The organism is Sorangium sp. So ce302, assembly GCF_051530145.1.
Lineage (GTDB): Bacteria > Myxococcota_A > Polyangia > Polyangiales > Polyangiaceae > Sorangium > Sorangium cellulosum_B.
On record NZ_CP150326.1, the window covers coordinates 10,748,604 to 10,760,428 of the forward strand.

At 68.5% G+C, this 11,825-nt stretch carries 11 protein-coding genes; 6 read left to right on the top strand and 5 right to left on the bottom strand.

Annotation, left to right across the window (positions count from 1 at the left end; all coding sequences use genetic code 11):
* The first annotated feature begins 29 nt into the window (after positions 1–29).
* Both WME73_RS40685 and WME73_RS40690 read left to right on the top strand, forming a co-directional pair.
* Entirely contained in the window at positions 30–1,295 is a 1,266-nt protein-coding gene (locus tag WME73_RS40685; protein WP_437913090.1) for a glycosyltransferase family 4 protein, read from the top strand.
* On the top strand, positions 1,292–2,848 hold the full coding sequence (locus tag WME73_RS40690; protein ID WP_437913091.1) for a heparinase II/III domain-containing protein: 1,557 nt from the start codon (positions 1,292–1,294) through the stop codon (positions 2,846–2,848). Before WME73_RS40685 ends, WME73_RS40690 begins: the two co-directional genes overlap by 4 nt.
* Positions 2,849–3,019: 171 nt before the next feature.
* Here WME73_RS40690 and WME73_RS40695 read toward each other — a convergent pair whose 3' ends face one another.
* The 5 genes from WME73_RS40695 to WME73_RS40715 all read right to left on the bottom strand — a co-directional run bounded on the left by WME73_RS40695 (position 3,020) and on the right by WME73_RS40715 (position 8,429).
* Positions 3,020–3,766, bottom strand: a complete 747-nt coding sequence (locus WME73_RS40695; protein WP_437741639.1) for a class I SAM-dependent methyltransferase — start codon at positions 3,764–3,766, stop codon at positions 3,020–3,022.
* Between the two features lie 55 nt (positions 3,767–3,821).
* Complete coding sequence (locus WME73_RS40700; protein ID WP_437741640.1) at positions 3,822–5,387, bottom strand: glycosyltransferase family 4 protein; 1,566 nt, start codon at positions 5,385–5,387, stop codon at positions 3,822–3,824.
* Positions 5,388–5,792: 405 nt separating this feature from the next.
* The gene (locus WME73_RS40705) at positions 5,793–6,605 is read right to left on the bottom strand and encodes a class I SAM-dependent methyltransferase (protein WP_437913092.1); all 813 of its coding nucleotides are present in this window, start codon (positions 6,603–6,605) and stop codon (positions 5,793–5,795) included.
* A 256-nt stretch (positions 6,606–6,861) separates the two neighbouring features.
* On the bottom strand, positions 6,862–7,326 hold the full coding sequence (locus tag WME73_RS40710) for a serine O-acetyltransferase (protein ID WP_437741642.1): 465 nt from the start codon (positions 7,324–7,326) through the stop codon (positions 6,862–6,864).
* Entirely contained in the window at positions 7,323–8,429 is a 1,107-nt protein-coding gene (locus tag WME73_RS40715) for a glycosyltransferase family 4 protein (protein WP_437913093.1), read from the bottom strand. Before WME73_RS40715 ends, WME73_RS40710 begins: the two co-directional genes overlap by 4 nt.
* Positions 8,430–8,941: 512 nt before the next feature.
* Between WME73_RS40715 and WME73_RS40720 the strand changes: the two genes are divergently transcribed.
* The 4 genes from WME73_RS40720 (at position 8,942) to WME73_RS40735 (ending at position 11,771) form a co-directional block, all read left to right on the top strand.
* A complete protein-coding gene (locus tag WME73_RS40720) occupies positions 8,942–9,469 on the top strand; it encodes a MerR family transcriptional regulator (RefSeq protein WP_437741644.1) in 528 nt (175 codons plus the stop codon).
* 18 nt (positions 9,470–9,487) lie between these two features.
* Positions 9,488–10,705: an IscS subfamily cysteine desulfurase gene (locus WME73_RS40725; protein WP_437748091.1), complete on the top strand. Its 1,218-nt coding sequence runs from the start codon at positions 9,488–9,490 to the stop codon at positions 10,703–10,705.
* Between the two features lie 72 nt (positions 10,706–10,777).
* A complete protein-coding gene (iscU, locus tag WME73_RS40730) occupies positions 10,778–11,227 on the top strand; it encodes a Fe-S cluster assembly scaffold IscU (RefSeq protein ID WP_437913094.1) in 450 nt (149 codons plus the stop codon).
* A gap of 67 nt (positions 11,228–11,294) precedes the next feature.
* On the top strand, positions 11,295–11,771 hold the full coding sequence (locus WME73_RS40735; RefSeq protein ID WP_437741646.1) for a HesB/IscA family protein: 477 nt from the start codon (positions 11,295–11,297) through the stop codon (positions 11,769–11,771).
* Positions 11,772–11,825: the final 54 nt, after the last annotated feature.

Sequence of the window (11,825 nt, forward strand, 5' to 3'; positions counted from 1 at the left end):
TTCCCACGCACGGACCTCCTGAAGCCCTCATGCGCATCCTCTACGTCTCTCCCTACTTTCCCCCCGAGTCCGGGGCCCCCGCCGCGCGTGTCTCCGAGCTCGCCCGGGCCTGGCGGCGTGCCGGACACGAGGTCACGGTCCTGACGGGCATGCCGAACCACCCGACAGGGGTGATCCCGGCTGCCTATCGAGGTCGGCTCCGCGTGGAAGAGGACTTCCACGGGGTCCGGGTCCTCCGCACCTGGATCTACGCCGCCGCCAACCGGGGCAAGGTGCGCCGCTCGCTCGCGTATGGGTCCTTCGCCCTGTCTGCGCTCTCGCTCGCGCAGCTCGGTTTACCGCAGGCCGACATCCTCATCGCGACGAGCCCCCAGTTCCTCGCGGCCGTGGCCGGCTACGGGCTCTCAAGGCTCCGCGGGCTGCCGTTCGTGTTCGAGGTGCGCGACCTCTGGCCCGAGTCGATCGTGGCCGTGGGCGCGCTGTCGGCCGGGCACGCGATCGTGCGCGGGCTCACGCGCGTCGAGGAGCACCTCTACGAGGCGTCCGACGGGATCGTGGTCGTCACGCAGAGCTTCCGGGAGCGGCTCATCCAGCGAGGAGTCCCCGCCGACAAGATCGACGTCATCAGGAACGGCGTGGACCTCGGGCGCTTCACCCCCGCCTCGCGCGACACGCCGCTCCGGGAGAAGCTCGGCTTCGGCGACCGCCTCGTCGTGGCGTACGTCGGAACGCACGGCATGGCGCACGGCCTCTCCGCCGTGCTCGATGTGGCGCGCGGCCTGCGCGCCCGCGACGACATTCGCTTCCTGTTCGTCGGCGAGGGGGCGGAGCGGGCCAGCCTGGAGGCGCGCGCCCGGGAGCTCGGGCTCTCCAACGTGACGTTCCTCGGCGCCCTCCCGCGCGATGCGGTCACCGAGGTGTATGCGACCGCCGATATCTGCCTCGTTCCCCTGCGCAAGACCGAGCTCTTTCACACGGTCATCCCGTCCAAGATCTTCGAGATCCTCGCCATGGAGCGGCCCATCGTGATCTCGGTCGACGGAGAAGCGCGGTCCATCGTCGAGGAGGCGAGCGCCGGCGTCTTCGCTCCCCCGGAAGACGTACCGGCCATGACCCGGGCGATCGTCGAGCTCGCCTCCGATCCCGAGCGGCGAAGGCGCATGGGGCCGGCAGGGCGGGCCTATGTGATGCGCTCGTTCGAGCGCGACATGCTCGCGCGCGAGTATGTCGATGTGCTGGAGCGCGTGCTCTGCCGCTCGCGCTCTCGTGAAGGCCAGAGCAGGAGCAAGCGATGAACCTCCCGCGGATCGCCCGCACCCTCGTCCAGCTCCATCCGCTGCAGGTCCTCGCCCGCCCGATCGCCCTCGGCCACCGCGCGCTCGGCGGGGGGCCGAGCGCGGCGCTGGCGCCTCGCCTCCGGCCGGGCTTTGCCCCGTCGAGCCCGCGGTTCGCGGCCTTCGCCGACGCGGAGAAGGAGCGCGGGCGCGCGCGGCTGGCCGCCATTCCCGAAGGGTCGCTCCTGCACGCCTACGAGCGCGCCTACGGCTATGAGCTCGGTGCCGAGCCGACCCTCCCCGCCCCGAGCGCGTGGGACGACCCGATCGCGTCACACCCGTTTCCCGCGTCGGTGCGCGCCCGCCGGCTCGCGGCGGCGGCGCGCCTCGGCCGCCCCGGGCTCTCTGCCGAGCTGGCGCGCGCGTGTCGGGCCATCGCGCTCGGCCTCGAGCTTCACCTGCTCGCCAATCACCTCCTGGAGAACGCGATCGGGCTCGTGTGCGGCGGCGCCGTGGCCCAGGGGCCCGAGGCCGAGGCGTGGTGGCGGCTCGGCTCCGCGATCCTGGCGTGGCAGCTGCCGGAGCAATTCCTCGCGGACGGCGGCCATTTCGAGCTCTCCGCGTCGTACCACCTCGCGCTGACGGCCGGGCTGCTCGAGGCCATCGAGCTCGCGCAGGCGGCCGGCCGCGAGGTGCCCGAGCGCTGGAGGATCACGGCGGAGAGGGCGCTCGAGTGGGCCGCCGCCGTACGCGCGCCGGACGGCTCGTACCCGCTCTTCAACGATGCGTCGCTCGACGCCGCGCCGGAGCTCGACCACGTCCTCGCCCTCGGCGAGGACCTCGGCCTCTTCACGCCGGGCAGGGCCTCCGGTGGCGGGCGGGCAGCCCCCGGCGCGCCGCCGGACGACACGCCGTCGCTCGACCACCTCGCGGCCACCGGCTGGGTGATCCTGCGGTTCGGCGACCGGGCCTGGCTCGCGCTCGACGCGGGGATGGATGGAGCCTCCTATCAGCCCGGGCACGTGCACGCGGACGCGCTCACCTTCGAGCTATGGCTCCACGGAGAGCGCGCTGTCGTCGACTACGGGGTCTCCAGCTACAAGACCGACGGCGACCGGCAGACCACCCGCTCCACGCGCGTCCACAACACGGTGGAGCTCGGCGACGTGGATTCGAGCGAGGTGTGGAGCGCCTTCCGCGTCGGCCGCCGGGCGCGCGCCGGGGTGCGCAGGCTCGAGCGCGCCTCGACGCACGTCGCCGTCGAGGCTGAACACGACGGGTATCGAGCTCTCCCCGGAGCCCCCCGGCATCGCCGGACGGTGGAGCTGTCCGCTCGGGAGCTCGTGGTCCTCGACGACATCCTGGGCGGCAGGACGAGCGCCTGCTCCCGGCTCAGGCTCGACGAGGCCGTCTTGCGACGCCAGCCCATCGAGATCGAGGGCATCCAGCTCACGCCCGAGCGGAGCCCGGGCGTGTGGCACTCCTGCTTCCGGAAGCCCCAGGCGGCCACGGTGTTCTCCGGGCGCGGTGACGTGCGCGACGCCTGGCGCGCCGGCTTTCGCATCCGTTTTTAGAGCGACGGTCACCCGCTTCGGATACGGGCCCACCTCGACGTCTTCGGTGCTCAGCGCACAGGAGTGCGCTTGCGCGCCGAAAACGCCGATCTGGGCCCGTCTCCTGTGCGGGAGACCGCCGCTCTGCTCGGCATGGTGCAGAGGGGGGCGGAAACCGCTGCAGGCCGTGCGCTATTCGCGGACGAGGCTGCCTGTGAGCGTGATGCGAAAAGGCGCGAGCGCCTCGACCTTGTCGAGCACGAGGTGCAGCGCCAGCGCAGCCTGGTGGAGCCCGGGGATCAACACCGTGTAGCTCGGGTGGTCGACCCCGGTAGCGAGCTTGTCGACGCGGAAGCCCGCGGCCTTCGCGAGGCGCTTCACGGCCCAGACCGTGTTCATGCGGAAGTACGTCGGGTACGGCTTGGCATTGTCGCTGCCGCTCGTCCCGCGCAGCATCCCGACGTAGAGCGTATGAAACCAGTGCGGCGTGAGGTGGGTCGCGAGGCCCGAATAGGAGAGGAGGTTCGGCGCCGTGAACACGAACCGCCCTCCCGGCCGCAGCAGGCGGTGCGCCTCGCGCAGCACCGCCTCGGGCCGCTCGAGGTGCTCGAGCAGGTGGTCCGCGGCGATCACGTCCGCGCAGCCGTCGGGCAGCGGGATCGACTCGCCGTACGCGCAGATATGCCGCTGCGCCGGGTTGCGCGCGAGCGCCTCCTCATCCGGATCGACCGCGTAGATGGTCTTGCCGTCGAGAGGCACCGTCGCGACCTTGCCGAACCACAGCGGCCCGCAGCCGAGGTGGATGATGTCCGTCGCCGGCGCGACCGCCTCGTCCACGATGCCCTGGTAGACCTTCCAGTAATGCGCATGATCGCTGAAACGATAATAGAGCTCGTTCGTCTTGCAGTTGAGACCAACGATCTTGCGGGCAATATCCACGATATCTCCTCAATCAGTCCGGCGGCACGAACACATCAGCGCGGGATAGCGGCCCTCACACCACCGAGAAGCGCCCGTGCGGGCGCGAATCCCGCGTGCGGGGCGGCGGCCGGCGCAGCAGCAGGCGCTCTGCAGAGTCCACGACGAGCTGCAGCAGCATGTCGGCCTGCGGATTGACCGCGCACTCCTCGCTATCCCAGCGGAAGCGCAGCTCGACGGTCTCGCCCTCGAGCTGGATCGGGAACACCGCGACCACCGCCTCGCGGAGCTGCTGCGCCGTCGCCGCGTCCTGCTCCCAGCTCCAGGGCTTCACGCGCGCGCTGCCGTTGGCCCCGGCGGAGCTCACCTCGAGCGCGACGAGCTTCGCCTCCTCCGCAAAGCGCTCGAGCACCGGGCGCAGCTTGTCCACGCCGCTCGCGGCCTCGATCTCCATCAGCGCCCACGGCACAGCGCGGCGCAGCGCCTCCACGGTGGCCTCGCGGGCGCGCCGGGGGTCCTGCGGCTGCGCCCCGAAGAGCGGGAGCGAGCCCGCCGTGCGCACCACGATGAAGAGCACCACGCTGCAGGCGACGAGGGCGAACCCGATCTCGAGCGAGCGGCCGACATACGCCACCAGCGCGACAACGGTGAACAGCAGGCTGAGCCCATACAGGATCAGCACCGCGCTGCGATGGGAGTGGCCCTTGTCGAGCAGCTTGTGGTGGATGTGCGAACGATCGGCGGAGAAGATCGGCCGGCGAGCGACATAACGCCGCACCATCGCCGAGATCATGTCGAAGATCGGCAGGCCCAGCGCGAGCAGCGGCACCATGACGGCGAGCGCAGTGCCGCCCTTGTGCGTGCCCACGCCGAAGAGAGGGATCGCGGCCAGCATGAACCCAAGGAACATGCTCCCGGTGTCCCCCATGAAGATCGTCGCGGGGTGAAAGTTGTGAAACAGGAACCCCACGATCGCGCCCGCGAGCGTCGCCGCGAGCAGGCAGATCACCATGTTGCCGGGGTAGCCGCCGAGGTACGCGGTGATGAAGTTCGCGACGCAGGCGAAGAAGCCGACGCCCGCCGCGAGCCCGTCGAGCCCGTCGATCAGGTTGACCGCGTTGATGATGGCGACGAACCACGGAATCGTCACCAGGAACGAGAGCGGCCAGAACGATACATGCCCGAAGTACGGCAGCGTCACGCACTCGAGGCGGAGCCCGAAGGCCCAGGCGATCGACGCGACGAGGACCTGCGCGGCCAGCTTGTGCCGCGCGCGCATTCCCTTCGTATCGTCCCAGGCGCCGACCGCGGCGATCGCCAGCCCTCCAGCCAGCAGCCCCACCACCAGCGAGCGCTGCGAGAACCACATCAGCCCGATCTGCGTCCTCAGCGCGACCAGGATGAACAGCGGCAGCACGAAACCCGCCACGATCGCGAGCCCGCCCAGGCGCGGGACGCGCCGCGTGTGTACGCGTCGCGCGGTCGGTTCATCCACTGCCCCCACCGTCACCGCCAAGCGGCGCGCGAGCGGCGTCGCTGCCCACGAGAGCACCAGCGCCAGAATGACCGCCGTGAGCGTACTTACCATCGCTCGCTCCTCTGGAAATCCCGCACCCCTAAGGTGCGGCGCGGCGGGCGACATTCATAGCTTATCACCATGGCGGACAGCCCGTTGTTGGTGCGCACCTAGTACCCCAAGTCAGCACACGGAACAACCCAGGAGCAGGCTTTGGAATGCGGCGAGCATCTGGAATATTCTGCCGCCGCCTACAATTTACAGTCACATCGAACAATTTTACCTGTGAGTGTCTACCATGGTGCGTCGACCTGGTGACAATGTCGTTATGCCGGACTCGGCCGTGGCGGGGCTTGCCGTGAAAGCGGAAACGCCTTCATCGGGACAGAGACGCGGCCTCGGCGGGCCCTTTTCGTCCCCGCAAGGCTTGGAGCCCCTCGCGAGGCGCGTGGCGCTCCATAACAGCGATGGAGCCCGCGCCTGGTGTGCGCTTTCTGGCCCGAGACTCCATGGTGTGATGGAGTCGGGCCATCAGCTCTTTTCGGCGACGCAGAAGATGTACGGGGACGTGACGGCGTTCGGTCGGGGAGCCAGGCCGCGCGCGTCGAGCGCCCAGACGAGCTCAGCAACGGCGGAGGCAGCGCCGACCGCCGGCAGGCGGAGCCAGCGCGACCCGATGCTGCCCACGCCGAAGAGGCTGACGTCCAGCGGAAGGATGTAGTCGCTCCGCAGCACATGGAGGCCCGCGTCGCGATGCGCCTTCACCAGCGCCTCGCGATCCAGCGGAACATGAACGTCGTAGGTGGGCCTGTCGGTGACCTTGGCCACCCACCCCACGAGCCCGCGCATGTTCGGGATCTCCGTGACGATGCGCCCGCCCGGGCGCAGGTAGCGCGCGCATGCGCGGAGGCAGCCCGCCGTGTCCTCGAAGTGCTCGACCACGCCGAGCGACACCACCGCGTCGAAGGCGCCCACGAAGCGCTCCGGAGGCTCGAACAGATCGGCGCACACGATCTCGCCAGGGATGCCGGCGCTCGCGAGGATGTCCCGCTCCTGCGCGCATCCAATCTCGGTATAGTCGAGCCCGCTGACCTGAAAGCCAAACTCACGCGCGAGGTAGGGGAGCCAGGCGGAACGACCACAGCCGATCTCCAGCAGGCGTTGCCCCTTCGTGTCCATGCCCTCGAACGCGCGAACGAACTCCCGATGAAATGCCTGGCGCACGTATTGCCGAAGCCCACGCGCGTGCGGATCCACCGGCTTCGGGAGCGACCGGTTCGACCACACTTGATTCCAATGCGCTTTTCCTGCCTTGTCTCCGGCCGACGACGCCGCGTTGCTCATCACGTCCTCGCTAGGGCAGGGCCGCCGGCGGGGCGGGTGCCTCGCGAAAGGAATCACGGTTTCCCAGCTCGGTCCAGGACAAATCTGGACGAATGTCGCAGCGCGTCGCCCCGGGCGCTCCCCGGCCCGGCGAAGCCAGGGCGCCCGTGGCGATGCAGGCGCGCGCGGGCCACGCGCGCCATGGACGCGCGCCATGGAACAGGGCGCGCGTGGAGATGCGCCCGGTCACGCGGTCCGGCCGACCCGATCCTGCGGATCAGGCGCTCGGGTTATCCAGCTCGTAGTACTTGAGCTTCCTGTCGGACGCGATGATCCTGAACGGATTCCCGGCGACGACGGAGTTGGACGGCACGTCCTTGTTCACGACGCTGTTGGCTCCGATGATCACGTTATCCCCGATGGCGATGTCGCCGAAGATCGCGCTCCCCGCTCCGACATAGACGTCGTTGCCCAGGCGCGGGACGCCCTGGCTGCCGAAGTTTCTCCCTATCGTGACGTTCTGGCAGACGAGGCAGTTGTCGCCGATGACCGTCCTCGTGTGGATCACGACCCCGAGCCCCCAGTAAGCGAGCCTGAAATTCGCCCCGATCGTGGCCGAGGAGGGAACGAAGACCGCGAACACGAACCTGTTCAACCACGTGATGAGCGTGGCGACGAAGGTCAGGTTGTTTCGATAAAAAAAGTTTCCCAGCCGATACAGCAGCACAGAAGGGTTCTTCATAGCGTCGATAACAGGTCTCTGAACTTGGTCACGGCATGACCCATCCTGTTGGTCTGCCTCACCCTCTCGAGCGAGCGCCGCGAGAACTCCTCCAGCAGCGCCGGCTCGCGGAGGACGGTCAGGACCGCCTCGGCGATCTGGCCCGGGCTCCCGACGTCCACCAGGAGCCCATTTCTCCCGGACACCACGAGATCGTTCACGGCGCCCACCCTGCTGGACACGACGGGGACCCCGAGGGCCATGACCTCGAGCAAGGCGTTCGGGAACCCTTCGCTGTGCGAGGTGAACACGCACAGATCGAAAGACGAGATGACCTCGTTCTTGTCCGTCGAGAGCCAGCCCATGTACTCGGTGTTCGCGAGCTGGTTCTCGGCAATGAACCTGCGCACGTTGTCCAGCTCGCTTCCGTCTCCGTAGATCTTGGCGCTGACCGAGGCGTTCGCCCGCTGCAAGAGGAGCATGGCCTCGAGGAAATCGTAAATACCCTTCTGCCGCTCGATCCGGTTGAAATAGAGCAGCCGCAAGGGCCTGTCCATGGCCCGAGGGTATGCCTTGTGTCCCACGTCGCCGAAGCTGGAGTCGGGCAGCCAGTTCTCGATGATGACGAGTTTGTCCCCGTACGCCTCGGGGACCAGGCTCTGGAAGAAGCTCCGCCAGGTTTCGCTCTGGCATATCACGACATCGCAGGATCTCACGACGGCGCTCAGGTACGACCTGTACAGCCTGCTCCTGGCGACGTTGTCGACGATCGGCCCCGAGCGAGGGAAGATGACGACCTTCTTGCCGAGCAGCTTGCCGAGGAGCCCGATCGATCCCTTCTCGACGAAGCTCAGCCCCGAGCTCGAGAACAAGAGGACCGCATCCACCCTCGAGAAGAGCAGCGCCCTGACGCACCTCAGCACCCTCGGCGCGATCCTGTGCAGCCTGCGGCGCGCCGATTGCACCCGGATGCTGTCGAGGGTGGAGTCGACGAGGAGGAAATCGAAATCGTCTTTCAGATCGCTCTCGATCAGAGAGCGACAAGCAAAGTACTGCCCACCCATCTTCCCGTCAGCCGGGGGATTGAACGAGCCCACGAACAGGATTCGTTTCTTGTCTGCCATCGCGTCGCTATCGTCGCGGAGGTGATACCATACCTGTGCGGCGATGGATGGCGGGAACGCCCGTTCGCCGAGCGCCGGGCCGACAGCGCCGGATCGGCGCCGAACGGCCCGCGACCCCAGGAAAGCAGCCAGCCTGCCTCGGCACAGGGCGGTGGAGGCGGGCTCTGCAGGCACGCCTTCCCGCCGCCCCGACCAGCCGCGGCGCGGCCGCCTCTCGCGGCCGCGGCCGGTGGCCCGTGACGTTGCCCTCCGGCACCTCGAGCGGCCACCGATTCCGCCTCCTTCCGCTGTTTCACGCTGGCCCCGTACGACCCGGTTGACAGTCTTGGCGCTCCGACCTACAAGGTCCCCAACCCTCACGCGCACGTAAGGGTCATGGTTTCAACCGAGCACGGTTTCGAGCGCGACTGGCCGATGACCACCCGATGACCACCCGCCACCACCTTCCGCTAGCCCACGAGCAAAGCATCGCGGGGCCCGTCACGTCCGGCACGTCCCGAACGGACGACCTGATGGGGGCTCTCGGTGGCGCCGAGGAGGAGGAGCGCCTCCTTCAGGTGGGGGACATCGCCAAGGCAACCGGGAAAACCGTGCGGGCGATCCACCACTACGAAGAGGTGGGGCTGCTCACGCCGCACGCCCGCTCCAAGGGGCGCTACCGGCTCTACGATCACGCGGCCCTGACCCGCGTCCGGTGGATCGGCAAGCTCCACGACCTCGGCCTGTCGCTGAGCCAGATCCAGCAGATCGTCTCGACCTGGGAGTCGTCCCCCTCGGCCCCCGGCGCGATGGCGCAGATCCGCCACGTCTACCAGCAGAAGCTCGAAGAGGTGCGGGAGCAGGTCGCGCACCTCAAGACCCTCGAGCACGAGCTCGTGGCGAGCCTCGCCTACCTCGACACCTGCGAGGCGTGCGACCCGGCAGAGCTCGTCGCCGCCTGTACGAACTGTAACCTCCACGACAAGAGCACGGCTGAGCCCGAGCTCGTCGCCGGGATCCGCGGCAATGGGCATTGCCGCCACGGCTCGAATCACCGCTGAGCGAGAAACATCATGGCTATCCAGCTTCCGATCTACATGGACTACCACGCGACGACGCCCGTCGATCAGCGTGTCCTCGACGCGATGTTGCCGTATTTCAACGGCAAATTCGGCAACGCCGCGAGCCGGAGCCACGTCTTCGGCTGGACGGCCGAGGAGGCGGTCGGCCACGCTCGCGAGACGCTCGCCAGGTTCATCGGCGCCTCGAACCCCAAGGAGATCGTCTTCACCTCCGGCGCGACCGAGAGCGACAACATCGCCATCAAGGGGGTCGCCGAGTTCTACAAGGACAAGGGCAACCACATCATCACGAGCGTCATCGAGCACAAGGCGGTGCTCGACACCTGCAAGCGGCTCGAGAAGCAGGGCTACGAGGTCACCTACCTCAAGGTCGACAAGTACGGGATGGTCGACCCGGACGACGTCGCCCGGGCGATCACCGACAAGACGATCCTTGTCTCGATCATGCTGGCCAACAACGAGGTCGGCACCGTCCAGCCCATCGCCGAGATCGGAAAGATCACGAAATCGAAGGGCATCCTCCTCCACTCCGACGCGGTGCAGGGGGTCGGGAAGGTCCCGTTCAACGTCGAGCAGATGGGGGTCGACCTCGCGTCGGTGACGGCCCACAAGATCTACGGCCCGAAGGGCATCGGCTTCCTGTACGTGCGCAGGTCGAAGCCGCGCGTCCGCATCACCGCGCAGATGGACGGCGGCGGCCACGAGTTCGGCATGCGGTCCGGCACGCTCAACGTGCCCGGCATCGTCGGGTTCGCCAGGGCAGCCGAGATCCTCCTGGAGGAGGGCGAGGCGGAGTCGGCGCGCATCCTGTCGCTGCGCGAGCGGCTCAGGAACCGGCTCTGGAAGGAGCTCGACGCCATCCAGCTGAACGGCTCGCCCGATCGGCGGCTGCCGGGCAACCTCAACGTGTCGTTCAGCTTCGTCGAGGGTGAGGCCATGATGATGGCGATCAAGGACGTGGCGGTCTCGAGCGGCTCGGCGTGCACGAGCGCCAGCCTGGAGCCCTCCTACGTCCTCCACGCGATGGGCATCGGCGACGACCTCGCCCACTCGTCCATCCGGTTCGGGCTCGGGCGCTTCACCACCGAGGAGGAGGTCGACTACGTGGCTGACCTCGTGATCCGGAAGGTGAACAAGCTGCGCGACATGTCGCCCCTCTACGAGATGCACAAAGAGGGGATCGACCTGAACACCGTGCAGTGGGCGGCCCATTGACGAGCGGCGCGGGCGCCGCCGGCCCGACAGAGCAAGGTTTCGAGACGAAAGGAAACGGTCGAGGAGAGAGCCATGGCATACAGCGATAAGGTCATCGAGCACTACGAGAACCCCCACAACGTCGGCACGCTCGACAAGAATGACGAGAGCGTCGGCACCGGGCTCGTCGGCGCTCCGGCCTGCGGCGACGTCATGCGCTTGCAGATCAAGGTCGGCGAGGGCGGCGTCATCGAGGACGCGAAGTTCAAGACGTTCGGCTGCGGGTCGGCCATCGCGTCGTCGTCGCTCGCCACCGAGTGGCTGAAGGGCAAGACGATCGACGAGGCCGAGACGATCAAGAACAGCATGATCGCCGAGGAGCTCCACCTGCCTCCGGTGAAGATCCATTGCTCGGTCCTCGCCGAGGACGCGATCAAGAGCGCCATCGCCGATTTCCGCGCCAAGCAGCAGGCGAAGAGGGAGCTCGCGGGCGCGGCGCCTTCGGTCCCCGCCGCGGCCGCGGCGGCGGCGAGCGCGGAGTAACAGCGCCGGGGCTTCGGGGCGGAGGCGGCCCACAGCACCGGAACCGGAACCGGAGAAGGAACGACGCATGCAGAGCAGTGAGCAGACCACGACCAAGGCGGCGGACACCGGGCCGCACGCCGCGCCCGCCGCGACGGCCGACGGCGCGCCCGCGCGCAGCGACGGGGCCTCGGGCGAGCCGGAGGCAAAGTCGAAGCGGACGCTCTCGGTGAGCGACGCCGCGGTGCAGGCCATCCGGGCGCAGCTCGCCAAGCGCGGCACGCCCGAGGGCGCCATCCGGGTCGGGATCCGCGGCGGCGGCTGCTCCGGGTTCTCCTACGTCATCGAGTTCGAGGACAAGCCGCCCCGGTCCGGCGACCTCGTCCTGGAGTTCGCCGAGCCGGACAAGGCGACCGTGCGCGTCTTCTGCGACAAGAAGAGCATCCTCTACCTGGGCGGCTCGGTGCTCGACTGGGAGAAGACGCTCATGTTCCAGGGCTTCAAGTTCAAGAACCCGCACGAGGCGACGCGCTGCGGCTGCGGGCACTCGTTCACGGTGGCCTGAGCCGCCGCAGGGAGCGCCCGCCCCGTCTCCGAGGCGCCTTCCCCAGAGCACGCC

What these genes read in the sequence shown, in the direction of transcription:
- WME73_RS40715 (WP_437913093.1), bottom strand. Translation starts at nt 8,429, where the DNA reads ATGGCAGACAAGAAACGAATCCTGTTCGTGGGCTCGTTCAATCCCCCG.
- WME73_RS40720 (WP_437741644.1), top strand. Translation starts at nt 8,942, where the DNA reads ATGGGGGCTCTCGGTGGCGCCGAGGAGGAGGAGCGCCTCCTTCAGGTG.
- iscU (WP_437913094.1), top strand. Translation starts at nt 10,778, where the DNA reads ATGGCATACAGCGATAAGGTCATCGAGCACTACGAGAACCCCCACAAC.
- WME73_RS40705 (WP_437913092.1), bottom strand. Translation starts at nt 6,605, where the DNA reads ATGAGCAACGCGGCGTCGTCGGCCGGAGACAAGGCAGGAAAAGCGCAT.
- WME73_RS40690 (WP_437913091.1), top strand. Translation starts at nt 1,292, where the DNA reads ATGAACCTCCCGCGGATCGCCCGCACCCTCGTCCAGCTCCATCCGCTG.
- WME73_RS40710 (WP_437741642.1), bottom strand. Translation starts at nt 7,326, where the DNA reads ATGAAGAACCCTTCTGTGCTGCTGTATCGGCTGGGAAACTTTTTTTAT.
- WME73_RS40735 (WP_437741646.1), top strand. Translation starts at nt 11,295, where the DNA reads ATGCAGAGCAGTGAGCAGACCACGACCAAGGCGGCGGACACCGGGCCG.
- WME73_RS40685 (WP_437913090.1), top strand. Translation starts at nt 30, where the DNA reads ATGCGCATCCTCTACGTCTCTCCCTACTTTCCCCCCGAGTCCGGGGCC.
- WME73_RS40700 (WP_437741640.1), bottom strand. Translation starts at nt 5,387, where the DNA reads ATGTCGCCCGCCGCGCCGCACCTTAGGGGTGCGGGATTTCCAGAGGAG.